The sequence below is a fragment of the Roseateles oligotrophus genome, assembly GCF_014204525.1.
Classification (GTDB): Bacteria; Pseudomonadota; Gammaproteobacteria; order Burkholderiales; family Burkholderiaceae_C; genus Paucibacter_A; species Paucibacter_A oligotrophus_A.
This window is the reverse complement of record NZ_JACHLP010000016.1, coordinates 1-21,231: the sequence shown is the minus strand read 5'-3', so window position 1 is coordinate 21,231 and position 21,231 is coordinate 1. Positions and strand designations below refer to the sequence as shown.

Here is a 21,231-nt window from a genome sequence, read left to right as displayed (position 1 = left end):
AGACTCAATTGAAGGCCCGCAAGCGGGCCAAAAAGCGCTGCACGGCCGGCGCGAACAGGCCATGGCGGTTCACCCAGTCGCGGTTGGCCAGGCCAGCGGCCTCGGCCTGCGGCGCGAGCGCCAGCAACTGGCCGTACAAGCCGGGCAGATTCGCCTCATCCAGGATCAGGCCGCGCGGCTGGGCACTTTTTTCGGCATCCAGCAATTCATGGTTGGCCGGCAGGTCAGAAAGGATGGGCACGCAAGCATGGGCCATGGCCTCCAGCACCGAGACGGCCACCGAGTCGCTCTCGGGCAGGCTCAAGTACCAGCGCGCCCGTGCGTACTGGCTGGCCTGGGCCTTGGCATCCAGGCGGCCGACGAAGCTGACCTTGTCGGCCAGGCCCAGGCCCGCAACCTGAGCCTCCAACGCAGCCCGCAAGGAACCGTCGTTAGCAACAACCAGGCTGGCCTCGGGCTGCTGCGCGGCCACGGCGGCGAAGGCGCGAATCACCCGCTCGGGCCGGTAGATGGGCTCCAGGCCGCGGTTGGCAAAAAAGCTCCACGGCGCTTTGCGCGCGCCCAGCTTAGGCATGGCCTCCAGGCCGAAGGGAAAGGTCATCACCTCATGCGCGTCCAGCGCGCGCATGCGGGCCGTCATGTGTTGCGAGTCCGAGGTACAAAGATCACAGGCCCGCAGCACATTGCGGGTCAGCCAGCGATAGGCCCAGCTCACATCGGGCGTGACGAGGATGTCGCTGCCCCAGGCCGAGCCCACGATGCGGGCGCGCAGATGCCAGACCCGCTTGGCCATCCAGGCCAGGGTGCCGTGCGAGGTCAGGTAGTGGGCATGTAGCCAGTCGGCATTGACTTGCGCCAGCCAGGCGCCCAGCTTGGGCAATTGCTTGAGCAAGGCGATATTGCCGCCGCCATGCGCCGGGTCGGTGTTCAGGCTCAGGCGCTTGGCCGCCGGCACGATGGCCTCGAACTCGGGCAGAAAGCCGCGTGAGGAGGCGGCCCACAAATCCAGCCCCGGCGCGGCCGCCAGGGCGCGTGCCCATTTCAGCAGATGCGGGCTCTCGCCGTCGCCGATCAGCACCAATCTCATGCCTGCTCCTCATTGGGCTGCGGCGGCTGCGGCAGCTCGCCCGCCCAGGCCAGGTAATGCGCTTGCAGCTCGGGGTGCTCGCGCAGCAGGCGCTCGTCCATGCGCCGGGTGTCGCCCACCTGCTTGGCCGGCTGGCCGGCCAGGATGGCGAAGTCCGGGTGCCGGCCGCTGACCAGGCTGTAGGCCGAGACGATGCTGCCCCGGCCCAGCACCGTGCCGGGCAAGAGCGTGGCATGGGCGCCGATGAAGCAGTAATCCCCCATCTCCACGGGCGCGGTGAAATAGGCTTTTTTCTCGGCCGTGGCCACATAGGCGCGGCCGTAGAGTCGGATGGCCGCATGGCTGGAGTGGCTGAAGATGCCGGTGAAGAAACCGATCTGGCAGCCCTCGCCGATGCGCAGGCCGTAGGTCGCGTCCAGCACGCTGAAATGGCCGATGAAGACATGGTCGCCCACATCCAGGCGCTCGCGCGCAAACACCTCGCTGGTATTGCTGATGCGGGTGTGCGGCAGAAACACGCCGTCCCCACGCACAAAGCCGCCCACCATGCGCGTGCCCCAGGCCCGCGAGGCCAGCATCTTGAGTTGCTGGTAGCGGCGGCGCCACCAGGGCGCTTTGCGATTGCCCATCATGCCCGTCCCCCCTCACCCGCACCGGCCTGGGCCCGCCGCGGCAGGGCCCAGAAAAACCAGCTGAAATAAACCGTCATCGCCACCGACACCCCCCAGGCCGCGCCCCACAAGCCGCCCAGTTGCAAACCCACGGCCAGGCCCAGCACAAACAGGGCCTGTCCCACCAAGGCCAGCCGCAAGGCCCAGGCCTGCTGCTGCCAGGCCATGGTGGCCACCGACAGGGGCGAGGCCACAAAATGCAGGGCGATATAGGGCGCCAGGCCGCGCGCCAACATGCCCGCATCATGCCAGCGCTCGCCAAACACCCAGGTGAACAGCGCCGGGCCGAAAGCCATCAAGCCCAGCATCAGCGGCAGGGCCAGCAGGCAGAGCAAAAAAGTCAGCTTGCGCACCAGGGCCGCCGCCTCCGCCGCGCTGCGCGCCGCCACCAGGCGCGGGTAGAGCGCCTGCGACAAGGCCCCGCCCACCAAGCCGGCCGGCGCCTTCAGATAGCGCAGGGCCAGGGCCCAGTAGCCGGCGGCCGCATCGCCGCTCCAGGCCGCCAGCAGCAGCATGGCCAGGCTGTCCTGCAGGGCGCCGGCAAAAGCATGCGGGGTGTTGAGCAGGGGGAAGTCGCGGTGCTTGCGCGCCATGGCGGCCAGATCAGCGCGCGGCAGCTGCCACAGCCCTGCCCAGCCGCCGATAGGCGCGGGCCGCGCCAGCAGAGCGGCGGTCAACAGGCCCGCCAGCACGGGGCCCAGCAGCAGGCCCCAAACCCCGGAATCAAGCAGACCCAGGGCCAGCTGAATCAAGGCGCCACCGCCGTAAAGCAGCACGCGCCCAAAGGCCAGCATTTGAAAGCGCTGGGCCCGCGTGGCCCACATCGTCAGCCATTGCGTGGCGCCGCCGGCCAGCACGGCCAGGGGCAGCAGCAAGGCCGAGGCCTGTTGCTGCCACCAGGCCAGGCCCAGCCCCAGCAAGACACTGACCCCGCTGACGGCCAGCAGCACGCGGGCGCACAGCGCCATCAGCAGGCGGGCGCGGCCCGCCTCCGTTTCCAGCGGCAGGGCGAATTCGTAGCGGGCACAGGCCACCACGGCCACATTGCTGGCCAGGGCCCAGACAAAGGCGAACTGGCCGAACTGGCCCGGCGTGTAGATGCGGGTCAGCCAGGGGCCCAACAAGAGGGGTAGCAGCTGGGCCAGCGCGCCGCCCAGCAAAAGCGTCAGGGTGGAGCGCAGCAGGCCGGAGCGCAGGGTTGCGCTCATGCCCTCATGGCTCCAGGCCGTCCAAGGCCTGGGTCAAGGCCAGAATGACCTGATCCTGCTGCGCCTCGCTCAGATCGGCACTCATGGGCAGGCTCATCACGCTTTGTGCGGCACGCTCGGCATGCGGGAAGCTCTGGCCCTGGGCCCACTGGGCATAGGCCGGCTGCTGGTGCAAGGGCTTGGGGTAGTGCACGGCCGTGGGCACGCCGGCGGCGCTGAGACGCTGCTGCACCTGGCTGCGCGCCTGCACATGCAGGGTGAATTGGGCCCAGACGCAATCGCGGTCGGGGCGCAGCGCCAGCCGCTGCACCGGCAACTTTTCCAGCAGGGCTTGATAGCGCGCGCCGATGGCCAGGCGGCGGGCAATCTCCCACTCAAAGCGCTCCAGCTTGGCCAGCACCACGGCGCATTGCAAGGTATCCATGCGGCCGCCCACGCCCACCCGGGTGTGGGTGTAGCGCTGGCTCTGGCCGTGGACACGGATCTCGCGCGCGGCCTGGGCCAGGCCATCGTCGTCGGTGAACAGCGCCCCGCCGTCGCCATAGCAGCCCAGCGGCTTGCTGGGGAAGAAGCTGGTCGCGCCGAAGGTGGAGAGGCCGCAGCTGCGGCGCCCCTTGTAGCTGGCACCAAAACTCTGCGCCGCGTCCTCGATCACGGCCAGACCATGGGCGGCGGCGATAGCATTGATCTCGTCCATATCGCCGACCTGGCCGTACAGGCTGACCGGCATGATGGCGCGTGTCTTGGACGTGATGGCCGCAGCGATCAGGCTGGCGTCGATATTGCAGGTGTCGGGCTCGATATCCACAAACACCGGCACGCCGCCCAGCAGGACGATGACCTCGGCCGTGGCGGCAAAGGTGAAGGGCGTGGTGATGACCTCGTCGCCGGGCTTGAGGTCCAGGGCCATCAGGGCGATCAGCAAGGCCTCGGTGCCACTGGAGACGGTGATGCAATGCCGGGTGCCCACGAAGGCGGCCAGCTTGTCCTCCAACTCCTTGACCTCGGGGCCCATGATGTATTGGCCGTGATCCAGCACGCGCTGGATGCGCGCGTCCACGCTGGGCTTGAGCGCGGCGTATTGGGCCTTCAGGTCGATAAAGGGCAGAGCGCTCACAAACTTCCTTGCTGCAATAACAAACACTGCTCGCCCTGCAGGGCGTAGACATCGCCGGTGGCGGCGCAACGGGCCTGGCCGTCCACAAACTGCAGGCGCTCGCCATGGCGGCTCATCCAGCCGATTCTCCGCGCCGGCACGCCCACCATCAGCGCGAAATCTTGCACATCTTTTTGCACCACGGCGCCGGCACCCACAAAGGCATAACGCCCTATCGTGACGCCACAGACGATGGTGCAATTGGCCCCCAGCGTGGCGCCCTGCTTCACCAGGGTGCGGCGGTACTCATGCTTGCGCACCACGGCCGCCCGCGGGTTGTAGACATTGGTGAACACCATGCTGGGGCCGCAGAACACATCGTCCTCCAGCGTCACCGCGTCGTACACCGAGACGTTGTTCTGCACCCGCACGTTATCGCCCAGGCTGACGTCGTTGCCCACGTACACGCCCTGGCCCAGGGCGCAGCCCGCACCGATGCGCGCGCCCGGGCTCACATGGGCAAAGTGCCAGACTTTTGTGCCCTCGCCCAGCTGTGCGCCCTCATCGACGATGGCGGATTCGTGTTTCCAATAACTCATGTCAGAACACCAAGGGCAGGCCGACGCGCTGGCCGTCACGGGCCGAGCGGTAAGCGGCAATCAGAATCTCCAGCGAGCGCAAGCCCTCGTAGCCATCCACGGCGGCGTCGGCCTCGCCGCGCAGGGTCTTGATGACGTTATCGTAGTAGAGCGGGTGGCCGAAGCCGTAGACGCTCGTGGTCTCATAACTGGCCGCCTTGATGGCAGCGTCCTCGGGCCGTTCATCGGCAAACTGCCAATGCTCGATCTTGTTGACCGCCGTGCCGCCGATCTTGACCGTGCCCTTCTCACCCAGGATGGTGATGGAGCCTTCCAGATTCTGCGGATAGGTCAGCATGGTGACGTTGATGGAGCCCAGGCCGCCCTGGCGCAGGCGAACGCTCAGCACACCGGTGTCCTCGGCCTCGATATCGCGGTCCAGCGTGGCGGTATAGGCGTGGACGCTGTCCACCGGACCCACCAGCCAGTCCAGCAGATCGACGTAATGGCTGGCCTGGTTCATAAAGGCACCGCCGTCCAGATCCCAGCGGCCGCGCCAGGGGGCGGCGTCGTAATAGCTTTGCGGCCGGGTCCAGAACACATTGACGGTGCTCAGGAAGATGCGGCCAAAACGGCCCTGCTTGATCGCCTGCCGCACGGCCTGCACCGTGGCGTTCAAGCGGTTTTGCTTGACCACGAAGAGCTTCACCCCCGCGTCGCGGCAGGCGCGCACCATGGCCATGCCCTCGTCGAACTTGGTGGCCATGGGCTTTTCGCTCAGCACATGGCGGCCGCTAGCGGCCACTTGCATGGCTTGCTGGGGGTGCAGACCGCTGGGCGTGGCCAGCACCACCACATCGGCGTCCGTGCCGGCCAGCAAGGCATCCAGGCTGGCAAAGCCCGCCGCGCCGGTAGCGACCACAGCGGCGGCCAGGGCCTCGGGGCGGGTGTCGCAGACGGCCACCAGGCGCGCGCGCGCGCCATGCGCGGCAATGGCCTCGATATGGTTCTTGGCGATACGGCCGCAACCCACCAAGGCAAAGCGAATGGGGCGGTCAAGAATGGGCAGGTTCACGCGCGGCAGGCTGGGATGAAAGAGAGCTGATTCTAAGAGAGGGGATGCGTGGAAACATCGGTATCTGCAAGCGGCCGCCACGCCTGCGCCTAAAATCGCGGCAAATTCCTAGAGTTGATGATGACCACCCACACTCCCGCCGCCCCTCACCACAGCCCCGTCGCCCAAGACGAAAACCAGCTCATCACCGAGCGCCGCGAGAAACTGGCCGCCCTGCGTGCCAAGACCGCCGTCCCCTTCCCCAACGATTTCAAGCCCAAGCACCGCGCCCTGCCCCTGAGCCAGCGCTATGGCGACCTGGACAACGAGGCGCTGGAGCCGCAGGCCGTGACCGTCAGCATCGCCGGCCGCTTGATGCTCAAGCGGGTGATGGGCAAGGCCAGCTTCGGCACCGTGCAGGACGCCACCGGCCGCATCCAGCTCTTCGTCACCAAGGACGGCGTGGGCGAGGAGAGTTACGAGGCCTTCAAGCACCTGGACCTGGGCGATATCGTCGGCGCCGAAGGCCTGCTCTTCAAGACCAAGACCGGCGAACTGTCGGTGCGCGTCACGACGCTGCGCCTGCTGACCAAGAGCCTGCGCCCCCTGCCCGACAAGTTCCACGGCATGGCCGACCAGGAGCAGAAGTACCGCCAGCGCTATGTGGACCTGATCACCGACGAGCAGGCCCGCGCCCGTTTCGTGGCCCGCTCCAAGGCCGTCTCCTCGATCCGCAGCTTCATGGTCGAGCATGAGTTCCTGGAAGTGGAAACGCCCATGCTGCACCCCATTCCAGGCGGTGCGAATGCCAAGCCCTTCATCACCCACCACAATGCGCTGGACCAGGAGATGTATCTGCGCATCGCGCCCGAGCTCTACCTGAAGCGCCTGGTGGTGGGCGGTTTCGAGCGGGTGTTCGAGATCAACCGCAACTTCCGCAACGAGGGCATCTCGGTCCGGCACAACCCCGAGTTCACGATGATGGAGTTCTATGCGGCCTACTGGACGCACCATGATCTGATGGACTTCACCGAGGAAGTGCTGCGCCACGCCGCCCGCGCCGCCACCGGCAGTGCCCGCGTCAGCTACGCCGGCAAGGAAGTGCATCTGGACCAGCCTTTTGCCCGCCTGTCGGTGCGCGACTCGCTGGTGGCCCATGCCGGCCTGACGGCAGCCCAAGCCGATGACGCCGAACTGCTGCGCGCCAAGCTCAAGGAGCTGGGCGAGGAAGCGCCCAAGCACTGGACCCTGCCCGAGCTGCAATTCGGCATGTTCGAGGCCGTGGTCGAAGAAAAGCTCTGGCAGCCCACCTTCATCATCGACTACCCGGTCGAGGTCTCGCCCCTGGCCCGCGCCTCCGACAGCAACCCCAAGATCACCGAGCGCTTCGAGCTCTTCATCACCGGCCGCGAGTACGCCAACGGCTTCTCGGAGCTGAACGACGCCGAGGACCAGGCCGCCCGCTTCCAGGCCCAGGTGGCCAATAAGGACGCTGGCGACGAGGAGGCCATGTTCTACGACGCCGACTTCATCCGCGCCCTGGAATACGGCATGCCCCCGACCGGCGGCTGCGGCATCGGCATCGACCGGCTGATGATGCTGATCACCGATTCGCCTAGCATCCGGGACATCATCCTGTTCCCCGCGCTGCGCCGGGAAGCTTGAAAGAGTATTCGGGCCGAGCGCCGGGCCGCTCCCAAGCCGGCCCGCGCTGGCGACGCTTGGCGGTCAAGCCGCCGAGCGTCGCCGTCCCCCCGGGGGACCGACCGGGCTCGCCCGCGTTCAGCGGGGCGAGACTGGGCGAGGGGCCTACTTTCACTTCAGCGCTTGCCGTGCTTGAAAGCCGGCGCCCGCTTGTTCAGGAAAGCATCCATGCCCTCGCGCTGATCGTCGGTGCCGAAGACGGCATGGAAGACGCGGCGCTCGGAGCTGACGCCCTCCTTCAGCCCGCTCTCGAAGCTGCGGTTGACCAGCTCCTTGATCAGCTGCAGGGCCGGCGCGCTGAAGCCGTTGATGGTCTCGGCGGCGGCCAGGGTTTCTTCCAGCAATTTGTCGGCCGGCACCACGCGCGAGACCAGACCGCTGCGCTCGGCCTCTAGAGCGTCCATCATGCGGGCGGTCAGCAACAGGTCCATGGCCTTGGCCTTGCCGACGGCGCGCGGCAGGCGCTGGGTGCCGCCGGCGCCGGGCGTTACGCCCAGCTTGACCTCGGGCTGGCCGAACTTGGCCGTGTCGGCCGCGATGATGAAGTCGCACATCATCGCCAGCTCGCAACCGCCGCCCAGGGCAAAGCCGGCCACGGCCGCGATCACCGGCTTCTTGACCCGCAGGATGTGCTCCCAGTTGCGGGTGATCATGTCGGTACGGACGGCGCTCTGGAAGTCGTGCTGGGCCAGGGTCGGGATGTCGGCGCCGGCGGCAAAGGCGCGCTCCGAGCCGGTCAGCACGATGCAGCCAATGCTGTCGTCGGCATCAAAAGCCAGCAAGGCCTCGCCCAACTCGTCGAACAAGGGGTCACTCAAGGCGTTCAAGGCCTTGGGGCGGTTGAGGGTGATAACGGCCGTCTTGCGCGGGCCCTCGCCATGCACGGCGGTGATGATGCATTCGTAGCTCATGAGATCTCCTTGGGGCTTTGTGGGCAAAAAAATCAGGGCTCAGGCTCGGCCTGCAGTGGCGGCGCCTTGAGCATCAGGTCAACAAAATTCTTTTCATCCTGGCGTATGCGTATGCGCACCGGCAAGTATTGCAGGCTTGGTGCCAGCCAGACCTCGGCCGTCAAATCGCCGCCACTGGCCACCACGCTGGGCCGCAGATGCCAGGTGGCCAAGGCGCCCATGGGCGTGGGCAGCAACTCCTCGCCCAGCACCTCGTAACGCCAGCGGTACTGGCGGCGCGGCAAGACCAGGGGCAGCTCCAGCACCAGGCCCGGCCGCATCTGCTCGCGCCCGGTCAGGAAGAGCCAGGTCAGCTGCACGAACTGGCTGGCGGCGTCTTGCGAGCCGGCGGCCAAGGCCTCCTCGCGGCCATCGGCCAGACGCAGGCTGTCACCCTGGAACAGCAGGCTGAGGCGCCGCAGCTCACCCAGGATGAATTTGGTGTCCTCGTCATAGCGCCGCGGCGAGATGCCGTTCGGCCCCAGCACCCCGTCGCTGCTCATGCGCCGCGACAACAGCGGCGCGAAGACTGGCCCCACACCCACCTCCAGATGCACCTGGTAGCGGCTGCCCTGGCGTATCCACGCCACCTGGGCCTGGCCGGTAACGGCGCCGCGGTAATTGCCCGTCAGCTCATAGCTGAGCCGGGTCGAGGGCGGCCACTCGGGGCCGGGCTCCTGGTTCGCCAGGTCTTGCGGCGCGGAGGCCGCCGCAGCGGGCTTGGCGGAAGCTTCGGCATCCGCCTCGGCTGCGCTGGCGGCCAGCTCAGGCGCGGAGGCCGCCTCAGCCTGAGGCTCGGCCGCAGGAATTGGGGCCTCGGGCGGCAAGGCGGCGGCCGCTTGCGCGGGCACGACGGGAGGCCGGGGCTTGCTTGCAAGAGGCTTGGGCAAGGCCGCCACGGGCTCGGGCCGCAGTTCCCGCACATAGCTCACCGACAGACGCGGCGGCGCCTCATCCAGGGGCTGCCAGGACCGCAGCAGCGTTTGCAAGCCATGGCCCACGCAGCCGTGTACCAGCAGCACCGGCAGCAGGATCAGGGCGGCCGGCCAGACCCTTTTTTTTCGCTGGCCCGACTTCAACCGGCCAGCCATGCGCGGCGCAGATGGGACACCCGCAGCGCTGGTTTCTCGGCCGGGCTCAGCAGGACGGCGGCACCGGTGGCGGCGGCCTGCAAGCCGCCGGTGGCGGGCAGATCCAGGCCTATGCTCAGCAGGCGCTGATCGCGGGCCAGCAGAAACTCCAGACGGGTCTGGGTGGCGGCCAGGCTCAGCAAGACATCGTCCAGCCGGCGCAGGCGCCAGCCATTGCAGCCCAGCAATTCATCGCCGGCCGACAAGCCAGCCTCCTGGGCCAGCGAGCCCGCCAGCACCTGCTTGATCTGCACGCCGGCCAGCGCCGACTCATTCACCCGCAGACCCAGGCGCTGGGCCACCGTGGCCTTGTCGCTCTGCCACTGCACGCCAAAGCGCTCCAGCAGCAGGGGCAGGGGCAGATCGGCCGTGCCATGCACCCAGGCCCGCAGCTCCTCGGCCATTTCGGGGCCGGCCAAGTCGGCCAGCAGGGCCAGGATGTCGGCCTCGCTGATGGGCCCGCCCTGGCTGCGCTGCCACAGGCCACGCATCAAGGCATCCAGGCTCGAAGGCGCCTCGGCCCCGGGCCCCGGGCTCGCGGCGCTGCGCAAGCTCAGGTCGGTGGCCAGCGCCAGCAAGGCGCCCTTGCCGTAATAGCTGATGGTGGCATTGGGCGTGTTCTCGTCCGGCCGGTAGTACTTGGTCCAGGCATCGAAGCTGGCCTGGGCCAGGCTCTGCACCTGGCGGCCCGGCGTGGCCAACACACCGCTGAGGGTCGTGGCCAGCAGCTTGAGATAGCGCGCCTCGTCGATCAGGCCGCAGCGCACCAGGGTCAGATCGTCGTAGTAGGAGGTGAAGCCCTCGAAGAACCAGAGCAGCTCGGTGTAGTTTTCGCGCTCGTAATCCAGCCGGGCAAACTCCGCCGGTTTCAGGCGTTTGACATTCCAGGCATGGAAGTACTCATGGCTGATCAGGCCCAGCAGCTGCACATAACCGTCACTCAGCTCGGCCTGGCCTTGGCGAGGCAGATTGCGGCGCGGCGCGATCAAGGCCGTGCTGGCGCCATGCTCCAGGCCGCCATAGCCCTCGTCCACCGCATTGAGCATGAACAGATACTCGGCAAAGGGCGGGCGCTCGCTGCGCTTGGACGCGGGGCCATGCCACATGGCGATCTGCGATTCGCAAATCTTCTGCGAATCGCGCAGCAGGCGCTCGCCATCAAAACTGGGCAGGGCGCCGCTGAGCACAAAGCGGTGACGCACGCCGCCGGCCTCGAACTCCCCCTGCCAGAACTCGCCCAGCTCGAAGGGGTGGTCCAGCAGCTCGTCGTAGTTGGCGGCCTGGAACTCGCCCGCGGCGGTCTGCGGCAGGGTCGTGGCCACGGCCCAACGAGCGGGCAGCTCACCCAGGCTCAGCTGCTGCGGCTCGGCCTCGCGGCCATGCACTTTCAGCAACAGGCTGCTGCCGTTGAAAAAGCCTCGCTGCGCGTCCAGAAAGGCGGTGCGCACCGAGTTGTCAAAAGCATAGATCCGGTAGTGCAGCACCAGGGCGCTGCGGCCGCTGCAGCGCACCTGCCAGCGCGATTTGTCGAGCTGCTCGACGCCCAACTCGCGGCTGCCCTGGCTGGCGCGCAGGCCGCTGAGGTGGCGGGCAAACTCGCGCAAGAGATAGCTGCCCGGGATCCAGCTCGGCAGGCTCAGTTCCTGCACCGCGGCAGGGGTCGGAATCGTCAGTGTGATCTGGTAGTAATGCTTGTGCGGCTGCTCCAGATCGACACGGTAGCTGATGAGGGCCATTGTTCTTGTTCTTTCGGGAAGCGGGGCGGCTCAGCTGCCGGCCGCCGCCAAAAAACAGCTCAGGGCGGCGACCGCGCTGAGCCGGAAGCGCAGCGTCAACCAGGCGGAGGCACCCAGGCCGGGGTAGAGGCGGCGGTCGACCAGATAGCAGACGATCAGCATCACCCCGTGCAAGACCAGGCCGGCGTAAGCCGGCATCATCACCGCCATCCAGGCCACGGCCGCGGGCACGATGCCCCAGACAAAGGGCTGGGGCGAATGGCCGGGGCTGACAAAGGCCAGGCCCCAGTAGATGCCGCCCAGCAAGGAGATGACCAAGGCCGCATACGCCGACAGGCCCAGGGCGGCGTAGTAGTGCGCATCCAGATTGCGGTCGCCGATCAGCCAGACCAGCAAGGCGCCCAGCACAAAGGGCAGGAGGCCCAGATGCCCCAGCTTCATGGCCATGGGATGCAGGGGCAAGGCGGGCGTAGGAGCCGGGTGTACAGCAGCGGCGGTCATGGTGTTGAACTTGGTGGCGAAGAGATCAGGACTTGTCGGCCTTGCCCACGCTTTGCAGGCGCTTTTCCAACTGGTCGGCATTCAGGGCACCCGGCACCCGGCTGCCATCCTCAAAAATAATCGCCGGTGTGCCGTTGACGTGGTGGCGGCGCGCCAGGGCCATATTGCGCTCGATGGCGCCGTCATCGCAGGCGCCCATGGCCTTGGGCGGGGCCTTGCCCTCCACCATCCAGTTGACCCAGGTCGAGGTCGAGTCCTTGGCGCACCAGATGGCGCGCGATTTGTCCGGCGAGTCGCCGCCCAGGATGGGGATCAAAAAGGTGTAGACGGTCACGTCCTTGACGTCCTGCAGGCTGCGCTCGAAGCGCTTGCAGTAACCGCAGTTGGGGTCGGCAAAGACGGCGATGCGGCGCTTGCCATTGCCGCTCTTCCAGACGATGGCGTCTTTCAGCGGCAGGGCCGCGAAGTCGATCGCATTGATCTTGGACAGCCGTTCCTCGGTCAGATTCTTGCGGGTCCGCAGGTCGAAGAGTTCGCCTTCGACCCAGAAGCTGCCGCTGGCATCGGTATAGCGCAACTCATTGCCGATGCGCACCTCCCACAGGCCGGGCATGGGGCTGGGCCGCACTTCCTCGATCTTGGGCAGGCCGTTGAGGCGCTCGCTCAGCGCCTTGCGGATCACCGCCTCGTTGGCCGTGGCGGCCAGGGGCAAACAGGCCAGCAAGCTCAGGCAGAGGCTGAAACGGCGCAAGGGTTTGGGCAACAAGCTCATTCGGATCTCGATCTCTCAACAAAGCAGAATTTCACGCCCCCAGGGCGCGCTGGGTCAACCAGCGTTTCAGGGGAGCCAAGGAATTCAGCGCGCCCATGCCGGTGTTGCGCAAGGTGCGCAAGGCCGCGGCGTCGCTGGCAAACATCTTCAACAAGCCATCGGTCAGCTCGCCCATGGCCCAGGTATCGAGCTGACGGGCGCGCACATAGCGACGCAGCAGTTTTTCATCGCCCAGGCTGCGCCAGCTCTCGCGCTCGGCGATGACGGTCGTCAAGGCCGCCACATCGGCCAGGCCCAGATTCAGGCCTTGGCCCGCCAAGGGATGCACCAGATGGGCCGCATCGCCGGCCAAGGCCCAGCCCGGGCCAATCAAGGGCTCGGCCCGCGCCAGCGCCAAGGGCCAGGACGAAAGACCGCTGGCCAGGCGCAGACGCCCGGCCTCGCCCTGGCTGGCGTCGTTCAAGGCTTGCTCGAACTCGGCCGCGCCGGCCGCCAGCAGCTCGGTGGCGCGCGCCTCGGGCAGCGACCAGACCAGGCCGAAAGAGGCGCCCGGCTCGGGCTTGGCAATCGGCAGCAGGGCCAGGATGTCGGGGGAGCGAAACCACTGATGGGCCACGCCCTGATGCGGGCGATCCGTGGCCAAACGCGCGGCAATGGCGCGGTGGCCATAGCTGTGCTTTTCAAACTTGACGCCCAGCTCGCCCCGCAGGGCCGAATCGCGGCCCTCGCACAAGACGCTCAGGGCGGCCGGCACGGCGGCGTCCACCAACTGCACATGGGGGGCAAAGCGCAGGGCCTGGGCCAGCTGCTGCTCCAGTGCCGCGGCATCGACGATGAAGGCCAGCTCGGCCACGCCCTGCTGCCAGCTGGAAAACTCCAGCAAGGCGCCGGCCGCGTCGCCGCGTATCTTCATATCGTAGACCGGCGTGATCGCGTCGGCCGGCAAGGAATCCCAGACCTTGAGCTCGCGCAGCAAGCGCAGCGAGGCGGCATTGAGCGCATAGCTGCGCACATCTTCCCGCTGCGCCTGGCTGGGCTCGGCGCTGGCCAGCAAGGCCACACGCAAGCCTTTGGCGCCCAGCGCCAAAGCCAGGCTGCGGCCGACACAGCCGCTTCCACGGACCAAGACTTCATAGCTTTGCATGCGGGCATTGTAGGCAGGCAATGCGGCCACACTGTGGCGCGCATGCCCATGCTGGCGGCCACCCGGATTGGCAGGCGAACGGCGAGCGGACGCGCAGTTGCGACGGGGCCCGGGCAAGGACCGGGTGCAAGACGACTAAAATCCCGTCTTTGCGCCAAGCGCGCCTTAGCCAGAAAGTTTTCCATGAGTCTCAAATGCGGCATCGTTGGCCTGCCCAATGTCGGCAAGTCCACCCTCTTCAACGCGCTGACCAAGGCCGGCATCGCCGCTGAGAACTACCCGTTCTGCACCATCGAGCCCAATGTGGGCGTGGTGGAACTGCCCGACCCGCGTCTGGCGGCCCTGGCCGAAATCGTCAAGCCGGAGCGCGTGCTGCCGGCCGTGGTCGAGTTCGTGGACATCGCCGGCCTGGTGGCGGGCGCCTCCAAGGGCGAGGGCCTGGGCAATAAATTCCTCTCCCATATCCGCGAGACCGACGCCATCGTCAATGTGGTGCGCTGCTTCGAGGACGGCAATGTGGTCCACGTCAGCGGCCGGGTCGACCCCATCGCCGACATCGAGGTGATACAGACCGAGCTCTGCCTGGCCGATATGGGCACGGTGGAAAAAAGCCTGCACCGCTACAACAAGGCGGCGCGGGCCGGCGACAAGGAAGCCATCGCCCTGGTCAAGGTGCTGGAGAAATGCGAGGCCGCGCTCAACGAGGCCAAGCCCGTGCGCACCATTGACTTCAGCAAGGAAGAGTTGGTCCTGCTCAAGCCCCTGTGCCTGATCACGGCCAAGCCGGCCATGTTCGTGGCCAATGTTTCGGAGGACGGCTTCGAGAACAACCCCTTCCTGGACCGACTGAAGGCCTACGCTGCGGCACAGAACGGCCCCGTCGTGGCCATCTGCGCCAAGACCGAGGCCGAGCTGTCGGAAATGAGCGATGAGGACCGCGCCATGTTCCTGGCCGAAATGGGCCAGGACGAGCCGGGCCTGAACCGCCTGATCCGCGCCGGCTTCAGCCTGCTGGGCCTGCAGACCTATTTCACCGCCGGCGTCAAGGAAGTACGCGCCTGGACCATCCACAAGGGCGACACCGGCCCGCAAGCCGCCGGCGTGATCCACACCGACTTCGAGCGCGGCTATATCCGCGCCCAGACCATCGCCTATGAGGACTTCATCACCTACAAGGGTGAGCAAGGCGCCAAGGACGCCGGCAAGATGCGCGCCGAAGGCAAGGAATACGTGGTCAAGGATGGCGATGTGCTGAACTTTTTGTTCAACGTCTGAGCCCCAGCAAAGCCCGCAGCAGCGGGCTTTTTCTTTGGCCGGCCCCGAAATTTCTGCTGCGGCCCAGCTTTTTTTGCGAGAAGCGCCGAGAAAGTGCCGGCGGCATTGCTTGATTGCTGGATTCAAGTCTTCGGGAGACCGCAAAATAGCCAGTGAATGAAGCGGGGGCGGCTCGCCGCCTTCCTTCCCGCCCCTTCCAAAGCGCCTTTTAGCTGACACCTTCCATGACCTCTACCGAACTGGTTTCCCAACCCGGCTCCCAAGCGCTGCAAACCACCGGTCAAGCTCGGCCCGATTCCAAGCAGTACCTGACCTTCCGCATCAGCGCCGAGGAATATGGCCTGGACATCTTGCGCGTGCAGGAGATCCGCTCCTACGAGGCCCCGACCCGGGTGGCCAATGCGCCGGCCTTCATCAAGGGCGTGACCAATCTGCGTGGCGTCATCGTGCCCATCGTGGATCTGCGCATGCGCCTGGGCCAGGCGGCCGAGTACACCGATTTCACCGTGGTGATCGTGCTCAATGTCTGCCAGCGCATCGTCGGCATCGTGGTGGACTCGGTCTCGGACGTGCTGGAACTCAATGTCGAGCAGATCAAGCCGCCACCCGAAGTCGCCTGCGCCATGGACGCCCGCTTCATCACCGGCCTGGGCAAGATTGCCGAGCGCATGCTGATCCTGCTGGACATCGAAGCCATGGTCGCCAGCCCGGATTTCGGCTTGATTGACTGAAAGCCTCCCGCTATTCCAGCCTGGAAGTTAGTGGGCACCCTCAGTTTTTACCGTACAAATCCTACACAATTTCAATAGCCTTTCGCCATTGGCACTCATTTGCCACGAGTGCTAATATCTTCTTTATCGAACGGCCACACGTTCGAACTGCGAAGGATGAAATGATGACGATGGTGACCCCTGCTGCTGCACTGACGGTCCGCGACCCCTGGTCGCTGGTGCCCTCCCTGGGCAATCTGGATGCCTACATTTCCGCCGTGAACCGCCTGCCCCTGCTGACGCCCGAAGAGGAAAGCAGCGCCGCCCGCCGCCTGCGCGACAGCGGCGACCTGGAAGCGGCCGGTAAATTGGTGCTCTCCCATCTGCGTCTGGTGGTGTCCATCTCACGTCAATACATGGGTTACGGCCTGCCCCAGGGCGATCTGATCCAGGAAGGCAATGTGGGCCTGATGAAGGCCGTCAAGCGCTACGACCCCGACCAGGGCGTGCGCCTGGTCAGCTATGCCATGCACTGGATCAAGGCCGAGATCCACGAATACGTGCTGCGCAACTGGCGCATGGTCAAGGTCGCCACCACCAAGGCTCAGCGCAAGCTCTTCTTCAATCTGCGCTCCATGAAGCACAGCATGAAGGAAGAGCAGAGCGACGACCTGACGCACCGCTTGAGCCTGACCGAGGCCCAGCTGGCCCATGTGGCCAAGGAGCTGAACGTCAAGCGCGAGGAAGTGCTGGAGATGGAAACCCGCATGTCCGGCGGCGATGTGGCCCTGGAGCCGCTGAGCGACGACGACGGCGAGGCCTATGCCCCGATCGCCTATCTGGCCGACGAAAGCCAGGAACCGACCCGTGTGCTGGAAGCGCAGGCCCGTGACTCCCTGGCCAGCGACGGCATCACGCGCGCCCTGGAGGCCCTGGACGAGCGCAGCCGCCGCATCGTCGAAGAGCGCTGGCTCAAGGTCAACGACGACGCCAGCGGCGGCATGACCCTGCACGAACTGGCGGCCGAATACGGCGTCAGCGCCGAACGCATCCGCCAGATCGAGGTGGCGGCGATGAAGAAGATGCGCAAGGCCCTGACACCGGCCTGAACAGCGCCCAAGAAAAAGCCCCGACGCATGCGCCGGGGCTTTTTTCATGGAGCAAAGGGTATTCGGGCCGAGCGCCGGGCCGCCCCAAGCCGGCCCGCCTGAGGCCGTTTGCGGCTCAATGCCGCAAACGGCCTCGTCCCCCGGGGGACCGACCAAACTCGCCCGCGTTCAGCGGGGCGAGCTTGGGCGAGGGGCTCATTTCTCAGCCAGCAGGATCTTGATATCGTCCGCCAGCGCCTGAGCGCCCGAGCCGTAGCGCGAGAACACCCGCACCCGGCCCTGGGTGTCGTAGATGAAGCTGGCGGCGGTGTGGTCCATGGTGTAGCTCTCGGGCGTCTTGCCCGGCACCTTGGCGTAGAAGACCTTGAATTCCTTGGCCATGGCCTTGGTCTGCTCCTCGCTGCCGCGCAAGGCCACAAAGCTCGGGTCAAAGCTGTTGAGATAAGCCTTCAGCAAGGGCGCGGTGTCCCGCTCGGGGTCCACCGTCACAAAGATGCCCTGCACCCGCGCGCCATCCGCCCCCAGGGAACGCTTGACCTCGGCCAGCTCGGCCAAGGTGGTGGGGCAGACATCGGGGCATTGGGTGTAGCCAAAGAAGACCACCACCACCTTGCCCTTGAACTCGGCCAGGCTGCGGGCGCGACCGTCCTGATCGCTGAGGTTCAGATTGCGCGCGTACTCGGCGCCGCTCAGGTCCACGCCCTTGAAGGCCGGCTTGTCGGCGGCACCCAGACCCAGCTTGTCGCAGGCGCCGAGAGCCAGGACCAGGCTGGAGGCGAGCAGAAGTTTGATGAAAGAACGAGCGGGAGTTTTCATAGCGAAGAAGAAGCTTCAGCGGATCCAGGGCGAGAGGTAGTGATCCACCAGCAAGGCCGCGAACAGCAGGGACAGATGCAGGATGGAAAAGCGGAAGGTGCTGCGCGCCAACTCATCGGAGTAGTTGCGCCAAAGCTGCCAAGCATAAGCGCAGAAACCCAGGCCCAGCAGCAAGGCGCTGACCAGATAGACCCAGCCACTCATGCCGGTCAAAAACGGCAGCAGGGTCGCGGCCAGCAAGATCCAGGTGTAGAGAAAGATCTGCAAGCGGGTGTATTCCGAGCCATGGGTCACCGGCAGCATGGGCAGGCCGGCCTTGCGGTACTCCTCGGTGCGGTACAGGGCCAGGGCCCAGAAATGCGGCGGCGTCCACAGAAAAATGATCAGGCACAGCAGCAAGGCCTCGGGGCCGACATCACCCCGCATGGCCGCCCAGCCCAGCACCGGTGGCATGGCGCCGGAGGCGCCGCCGATGACGATGTTCTGCGGCGTCATGGGCTTGAGCACCACGGTGTAGATGACGGCATAGCCGATGAAGGTGGCAAAGGTCAGCCACATGGTCAGCGGATTGACCCAGACCCAGAGAATGGCCGAGCCCAGCGCGCACAGCAGGGCGGAGAAGATCAGCGTCTGCCCCCGGCTCAGCTGGCCCTTGGCGGTGGCGCGCCAGGCGGTGCGCTTCATCTTGGCATCGATCTGCTGCTCGATCAGGCAATTGAAGGCGGCCGCCGCACCGGCCACCAGCCAGATGCCCACGGTGGCGGCCAGGATGGCCCCCCATTGCGCGCCCGAGGGCAGGCCGGGCACGGCCAAGGCCATACCGATGATGGCGCAGAACACGATCAGCTGCACCACGCGCGGCTTGGTCAGCTGGTAGTACTGCTGCCAGCGGGAGCTCATGCCGGTGCCCGCGGCGAGGGAGGGATTGGAAGCCATAGCAAGGAAACGGGTCGGTATTCGAGGTCAGGCACCGGCAGGGGCGCGCGGTGAAGAAGTGGCGGGGGCCGCGGCCGGCCGGGCAGCGCCCTGCCCTTGGCGGATCTGCGCCAGCATGAAGCTCATCAGCATCAAGAGCATGGCCGCGCCGCCGGTATGGGCCAGGGCCGCCAGCATGGGCCAGTCCAGCACCACATTGGACAGGCCGCTCGCCAACTGCCAGGCCGCCGCCCACAGCAAGCGCCGGGCCCAGATGCGGGCCTGCGGCTGGCCGCTAGCCCACAGCGCCCAGCACATCAGCCCCAGGCCGCTGAACACCAGCAGGGCGCCGATGCGGTGCACCATATGAATGGCGGTCAACGCCGCAAACGGCAGCCAGCCGCCGTCGGCGCCCACGCCCAGCTCGCGCCAGAGGGTGAAGCCATGCTCGAAGTCCATGGCCGGCCACCACTGGCCGCCCTGGCAGGTGGGGAATTCCGAGCAGGCCAGCACCGCGTAATTGGTGCTCACCCAGGCCCCCAGGGCAACCTGGACCAGCAGGGCCAGCAAGAGCAGCCAGGCGCCGCGGCGCAGGGCCGGACGCAGGCGCAAGGGCTGGGGCTCGTAGGCCTGGGCCTGCCAGGCCAGCAGCATCAAGAGCCCCACGCCGCCCAGCAGATGCAGGGTGACGATGGCGGGGAAGAGCTTCATGGTCACCGTCAACGCGCCGAAAGCGCCCTGCATACAGACCCAGAACAGGGTCAGGCAGGACCACCAGGGCGACAACTGCAGGGCCGCGGCGCCGTGGCGGCGCACCAGCTTCCAGGTCAGCACGCACAGCACGATGATGAGCACGCCCACGGCGCTGGCCAGATAGCGGTGGATCATCTCCACCCAGGCCTTGCCGTGGGTGACCGGGCCCGTGGGCATGGCGGCCTGGGCGGCCGAGATTTCGGCATGCGCGCCCAAGGGGCTGGCCTGGCCGTAGCAGCCGGGCCAGTCGGGGCAGCCCAGGCCGGAATCGGTCAAGCGGGTGAAGGCGCCGAACAGCACCAGATCAAAGGTCAGGAACAGGGTCAGCAGCGTCAGGGCGCGCAGGCGCGCCGCCGGCGTCTGCGCCCTGGAGCGCAGGCGCAGCCACAGCAAGGGGCCGCAGGCCAGCAAGGCGCCCAGGCCGGCCAGCTGAGCGAGTGCGGTCAGATCGATATCCACAGCGTTTGACCTCAGCGCCCCGGCTTGTCCCAGCCGGCATTGGCTTTGAGCAGGCGGTTCAAATCGTTCTTGAGTTTGCCGGGATCGGGGGCCGCCGGCGAGCGCATCATCCAACGCCCCATGGGGTCGATGACATAGAAATGGTCCCGCAGGCCCTGGCCCTGGGCCGGCTTCAAAAAGGCCTCCAGCTCCGCCCGCGGGGCCCGCAGAATCGTCACCGGAATGCCGGTCGTCAAAGCCTGCAGCAGCTCGGGGCGCAGCGCCGTCTCGTCCGAGAGCAGCAGCAGCTTGTCGACCTTGTCGCGCTCCTTGCCCAGCATCTCGCGCAGCTGGCGCTGCATAAAGAGCTGGCGCTCGCAAGCCGTGTCGCAATCGGCGCTCTGCACCAGGGTCAGCAGCCACTGGCCCTTGAGGCTCTCGGCCTGCACCGGCCGGCCTTGCAGATCGCGCAAATGCAGGTCTGGCGGCAGATCCACGGTCGGGTGGATCAGATCGCCATAGGCCTTGCCCTCGGGCTTGACGATGTAGAAGGTGAAGTAGGAGGCGATCACCGGCGCGGCGCAGGCGGCCAGCACCAGCAGCATGCGCAGGCGGCCACTGCGGGTGCGCTGCTGCTGCGCCATCGCGCGCGGGTCCGGCAGGCTGTGCACGCTCAGGCTCAGCGGCTCGACTTGTTCACTCGCCATGGCTGGCCTCGGGCTTGGCTTGTCGTTGAAGGGTGGGACGGATGAGTTGGAACCAGACATAAAGACCCAGGAGCAGCGCCGACAGCGCAAACCATTGAAAAGCGTAACCGTAGTGTTTTTGCAGGCCCAGATCGGGCGCGGCCCAATCCCTCAGCAAGCCGTCCTGCGGATCCACCGGGCCGGACTGCAGCACGGTCAGGGGCAGCAAAGCCTGCTGGATTTCTTGGGCATAGGCTGCCGCATCGAGATTCTGCCGGATCGGGCCACTGGCCGCCGCACTGAACTCATACAGACGTGAAGGCGCCAAGGCCAATCGGCCTTGGACTTCGACCTCGGCAGCCACGGAATCGGCCAGTGTCGGCAGGCGGCTGCGGTCCCGCGCATCGCGCGGCACCCAGCCGCGCTGCACCAGGATCGCCTCGCCGCGACCACTCAGGCGCAGCGGCGTCACGACGAAGAAACCGACCCGCCCGTCCATGGGGCGATTGTCCAGAAACACCGTCTTGTCGCTGAGCCAGCGGCCGCGTAAAAGCACGCGACGTTGCAGCTGCAGTTGCGCGTTAGCCGCATCGGCGCTCAGTTGCGCGGCGTCCAGCGCGGGCAGTTGGGCGCGCTGCTCGACCGCCTCTTGCAAGGCGACTTTTTGAGCTGCACGGTCCAGTTGCCAAACGCCCAGACGCGCGCTCAAGGCCACCGCAGCCAAGGCAGCGGCGAGGATCAGCCAGAAACGCGCACGCGGGCTCATGCGGTTAGGGCCTGTTAGCGCTACGGCAATGGGCCGCGAAGGCTCGCCCCGGCGGGCAAGGCAAGGCGCAGCGCGCCGCCCGCACTCGCGTGCGGGCAAGCGCTGCAACGCAGCATAGCCCGCCGGGGCGAG

21 protein-coding genes are annotated in these 21,231 nt (G+C 66.8%); 4 read left to right on the top strand and 17 right to left on the bottom strand.

Annotated features, from left to right (window positions below):
- Positions 1-4 precede the first annotated feature (4 nt).
- Genes HNP55_RS23580 through HNP55_RS23555 form a run of 6 tightly spaced genes read right to left on the bottom strand, consistent with a single transcriptional unit; the run spans position 5 to position 5,715 of the window.
- Positions 5-1,087: a glycosyltransferase family 4 protein gene (locus HNP55_RS23580; RefSeq protein ID WP_184304798.1), complete on the bottom strand. Its 1,083-nt coding sequence runs from the start codon at positions 1,085-1,087 to the stop codon at positions 5-7.
- A complete protein-coding gene (locus HNP55_RS23575; RefSeq protein ID WP_221439757.1) occupies positions 1,084-1,716 on the bottom strand; it encodes an acyltransferase in 633 nt (210 codons plus the stop codon). Before HNP55_RS23575 ends, HNP55_RS23580 begins: the two co-directional genes overlap by 4 nt.
- Positions 1,716-2,966 carry a lipopolysaccharide biosynthesis protein gene (locus tag HNP55_RS23570; RefSeq protein WP_246448635.1) on the bottom strand — a complete coding sequence of 417 codons (1,251 nt, stop codon included), beginning with the start codon at positions 2,964-2,966 and terminating at the stop codon, positions 1,716-1,718. Before HNP55_RS23570 ends, HNP55_RS23575 begins: the two co-directional genes overlap by 1 nt.
- Positions 2,967-2,970: 4 nt before the next feature.
- Positions 2,971-4,074 (bottom strand): DegT/DnrJ/EryC1/StrS family aminotransferase, encoded by a 1,104-nt coding sequence (locus tag HNP55_RS23565; RefSeq protein WP_184304815.1) that lies wholly within the window; start codon positions 4,072-4,074, stop codon positions 2,971-2,973.
- Positions 4,075-4,079: 5 nt separating this feature from the next.
- Positions 4,080-4,661: an acyltransferase gene (locus HNP55_RS23560; RefSeq protein WP_184304796.1), complete on the bottom strand. Its 582-nt coding sequence runs from the start codon at positions 4,659-4,661 to the stop codon at positions 4,080-4,082.
- Between the two features lies 1 nt (position 4,662).
- Positions 4,663-5,715, bottom strand: coding sequence for a Gfo/Idh/MocA family protein (locus tag HNP55_RS23555; RefSeq protein ID WP_409993779.1), 1,053 nt, complete (start codon positions 5,713-5,715; stop codon positions 4,663-4,665).
- A gap of 117 nt (positions 5,716-5,832) precedes the next feature.
- Between HNP55_RS23555 and lysS the strand changes: the two genes are divergently transcribed.
- On the top strand, positions 5,833-7,359 hold the full coding sequence (gene lysS / locus HNP55_RS23550; RefSeq protein ID WP_409993778.1) for a lysine--tRNA ligase: 1,527 nt from the start codon (positions 5,833-5,835) through the stop codon (positions 7,357-7,359).
- A gap of 155 nt (positions 7,360-7,514) precedes the next feature.
- Here lysS and HNP55_RS23545 read toward each other — a convergent pair whose 3' ends face one another.
- The 6 genes from HNP55_RS23545 to HNP55_RS23520 are packed head-to-tail and all read right to left on the bottom strand — an operon-like array spanning position 7,515 to position 13,631.
- Complete coding sequence (locus HNP55_RS23545) at positions 7,515-8,309, bottom strand: enoyl-CoA hydratase (RefSeq protein ID WP_184304792.1); 795 nt, start codon at positions 8,307-8,309, stop codon at positions 7,515-7,517.
- Positions 8,310-8,341: 32 nt separating this feature from the next.
- Positions 8,342-9,439: a DUF3108 domain-containing protein gene (locus tag HNP55_RS23540; protein WP_184304790.1), complete on the bottom strand. Its 1,098-nt coding sequence runs from the start codon at positions 9,437-9,439 to the stop codon at positions 8,342-8,344.
- On the bottom strand, positions 9,424-11,214 hold the full coding sequence (locus HNP55_RS23535; protein ID WP_184304788.1) for a M61 family metallopeptidase: 1,791 nt from the start codon (positions 11,212-11,214) through the stop codon (positions 9,424-9,426). The genes HNP55_RS23540 and HNP55_RS23535 overlap by 16 nt, the downstream gene beginning before the upstream one ends.
- A 30-nt stretch (positions 11,215-11,244) precedes the next feature.
- Entirely contained in the window at positions 11,245-11,715 is a 471-nt protein-coding gene (locus HNP55_RS23530; RefSeq protein ID WP_184304786.1) for a DUF3429 domain-containing protein, read from the bottom strand.
- 25 nt (positions 11,716-11,740) lie between these two features.
- Positions 11,741-12,487 (bottom strand): DsbC family protein, encoded by a 747-nt coding sequence (locus HNP55_RS23525; RefSeq protein WP_184304784.1) that lies wholly within the window; start codon positions 12,485-12,487, stop codon positions 11,741-11,743.
- A 31-nt stretch (positions 12,488-12,518) separates the two neighbouring features.
- Positions 12,519-13,631: an FAD-dependent monooxygenase gene (locus HNP55_RS23520; protein WP_184304782.1), complete on the bottom strand. Its 1,113-nt coding sequence runs from the start codon at positions 13,629-13,631 to the stop codon at positions 12,519-12,521.
- A 183-nt stretch (positions 13,632-13,814) separates the two neighbouring features.
- Between HNP55_RS23520 and ychF the strand changes: the two genes are divergently transcribed.
- From ychF to rpoH, 3 genes are all read left to right on the top strand, one after another.
- Positions 13,815-14,906, top strand: coding sequence for a redox-regulated ATPase YchF (ychF, locus tag HNP55_RS23515; protein WP_184304780.1), 1,092 nt, complete (start codon positions 13,815-13,817; stop codon positions 14,904-14,906).
- 224 nt (positions 14,907-15,130) lie between these two features.
- Positions 15,131-15,637, top strand: a complete 507-nt coding sequence (locus HNP55_RS23510; RefSeq protein ID WP_184304778.1) for a chemotaxis protein CheW — start codon at positions 15,131-15,133, stop codon at positions 15,635-15,637.
- Positions 15,638-15,798: 161 nt separating this feature from the next.
- Complete coding sequence (rpoH, locus tag HNP55_RS23505) at positions 15,799-16,725, top strand: RNA polymerase sigma factor RpoH (RefSeq protein WP_409993777.1); 927 nt, start codon at positions 15,799-15,801, stop codon at positions 16,723-16,725.
- A 195-nt stretch (positions 16,726-16,920) separates the two neighbouring features.
- Here the strand turns inward: rpoH and HNP55_RS23500 are convergent, their stop codons facing one another.
- The 5 genes from HNP55_RS23500 to HNP55_RS23480 form a co-directional block, all read right to left on the bottom strand.
- The gene (locus HNP55_RS23500) at positions 16,921-17,541 is read right to left on the bottom strand and encodes an SCO family protein (protein ID WP_184304775.1); all 621 of its coding nucleotides are present in this window, start codon (positions 17,539-17,541) and stop codon (positions 16,921-16,923) included.
- Between the two features lie 15 nt (positions 17,542-17,556).
- Entirely contained in the window at positions 17,557-18,441 is an 885-nt protein-coding gene (gene cyoE / locus HNP55_RS23495) for a heme o synthase (protein ID WP_409993776.1), read from the bottom strand.
- A gap of 63 nt (positions 18,442-18,504) precedes the next feature.
- Positions 18,505-19,668: a COX15/CtaA family protein gene (locus HNP55_RS23490; RefSeq protein ID WP_348648751.1), complete on the bottom strand. Its 1,164-nt coding sequence runs from the start codon at positions 19,666-19,668 to the stop codon at positions 18,505-18,507.
- A gap of 11 nt (positions 19,669-19,679) precedes the next feature.
- Positions 19,680-20,354, bottom strand: coding sequence for an SCO family protein (locus HNP55_RS23485; protein WP_184304773.1), 675 nt, complete (start codon positions 20,352-20,354; stop codon positions 19,680-19,682).
- Positions 20,344-21,099 carry an SURF1 family protein gene (locus HNP55_RS23480; protein WP_184304772.1) on the bottom strand — a complete coding sequence of 252 codons (756 nt, stop codon included), beginning with the start codon at positions 21,097-21,099 and terminating at the stop codon, positions 20,344-20,346. The genes HNP55_RS23485 and HNP55_RS23480 overlap by 11 nt, the downstream gene beginning before the upstream one ends.
- Positions 21,100-21,231 lie beyond the last annotated feature (132 nt).

Excerpts from the sequence above, each read along its gene's own strand:
- HNP55_RS23580 (WP_184304798.1), bottom strand. The coding sequence starts at position 1,087 with ATGAGATTGGTGCTGATCGGCGACGGCGAGAGCCCGCATCTGCTGAAA.
- HNP55_RS23575 (WP_221439757.1), bottom strand. The coding sequence starts at position 1,716 with ATGGGCAATCGCAAAGCGCCCTGGTGGCGCCGCCGCTACCAGCAACTC.
- HNP55_RS23570 (WP_246448635.1), bottom strand. The coding sequence starts at position 2,966 with ATGAGCGCAACCCTGCGCTCCGGCCTGCTGCGCTCCACCCTGACGCTT.
- HNP55_RS23560 (WP_184304796.1), bottom strand. The coding sequence starts at position 4,661 with ATGAGTTATTGGAAACACGAATCCGCCATCGTCGATGAGGGCGCACAG.
- lysS (WP_409993778.1), top strand. The coding sequence starts at position 5,833 with ATGATGACCACCCACACTCCCGCCGCCCCTCACCACAGCCCCGTCGCC.
- HNP55_RS23545 (WP_184304792.1), bottom strand. The coding sequence starts at position 8,309 with ATGAGCTACGAATGCATCATCACCGCCGTGCATGGCGAGGGCCCGCGC.
- HNP55_RS23540 (WP_184304790.1), bottom strand. The coding sequence starts at position 9,439 with ATGGCTGGCCGGTTGAAGTCGGGCCAGCGAAAAAAAAGGGTCTGGCCG.
- HNP55_RS23535 (WP_184304788.1), bottom strand. The coding sequence starts at position 11,214 with ATGGCCCTCATCAGCTACCGTGTCGATCTGGAGCAGCCGCACAAGCAT.
- HNP55_RS23530 (WP_184304786.1), bottom strand. The coding sequence starts at position 11,715 with ATGACCGCCGCTGCTGTACACCCGGCTCCTACGCCCGCCTTGCCCCTG.
- HNP55_RS23525 (WP_184304784.1), bottom strand. The coding sequence starts at position 12,487 with ATGAGCTTGTTGCCCAAACCCTTGCGCCGTTTCAGCCTCTGCCTGAGC.
- HNP55_RS23520 (WP_184304782.1), bottom strand. The coding sequence starts at position 13,631 with ATGCAAAGCTATGAAGTCTTGGTCCGTGGAAGCGGCTGTGTCGGCCGC.
- ychF (WP_184304780.1), top strand. The coding sequence starts at position 13,815 with ATGAGTCTCAAATGCGGCATCGTTGGCCTGCCCAATGTCGGCAAGTCC.
- HNP55_RS23510 (WP_184304778.1), top strand. The coding sequence starts at position 15,131 with ATGACCTCTACCGAACTGGTTTCCCAACCCGGCTCCCAAGCGCTGCAA.
- rpoH (WP_409993777.1), top strand. The coding sequence starts at position 15,799 with ATGATGACGATGGTGACCCCTGCTGCTGCACTGACGGTCCGCGACCCC.
- HNP55_RS23500 (WP_184304775.1), bottom strand. The coding sequence starts at position 17,541 with ATGAAAACTCCCGCTCGTTCTTTCATCAAACTTCTGCTCGCCTCCAGC.
- cyoE (WP_409993776.1), bottom strand. The coding sequence starts at position 18,441 with ATGAGCTCCCGCTGGCAGCAGTACTACCAGCTGACCAAGCCGCGCGTG.
- HNP55_RS23485 (WP_184304773.1), bottom strand. The coding sequence starts at position 20,354 with ATGGCGAGTGAACAAGTCGAGCCGCTGAGCCTGAGCGTGCACAGCCTG.
- HNP55_RS23480 (WP_184304772.1), bottom strand. The coding sequence starts at position 21,099 with ATGAGCCCGCGTGCGCGTTTCTGGCTGATCCTCGCCGCTGCCTTGGCT.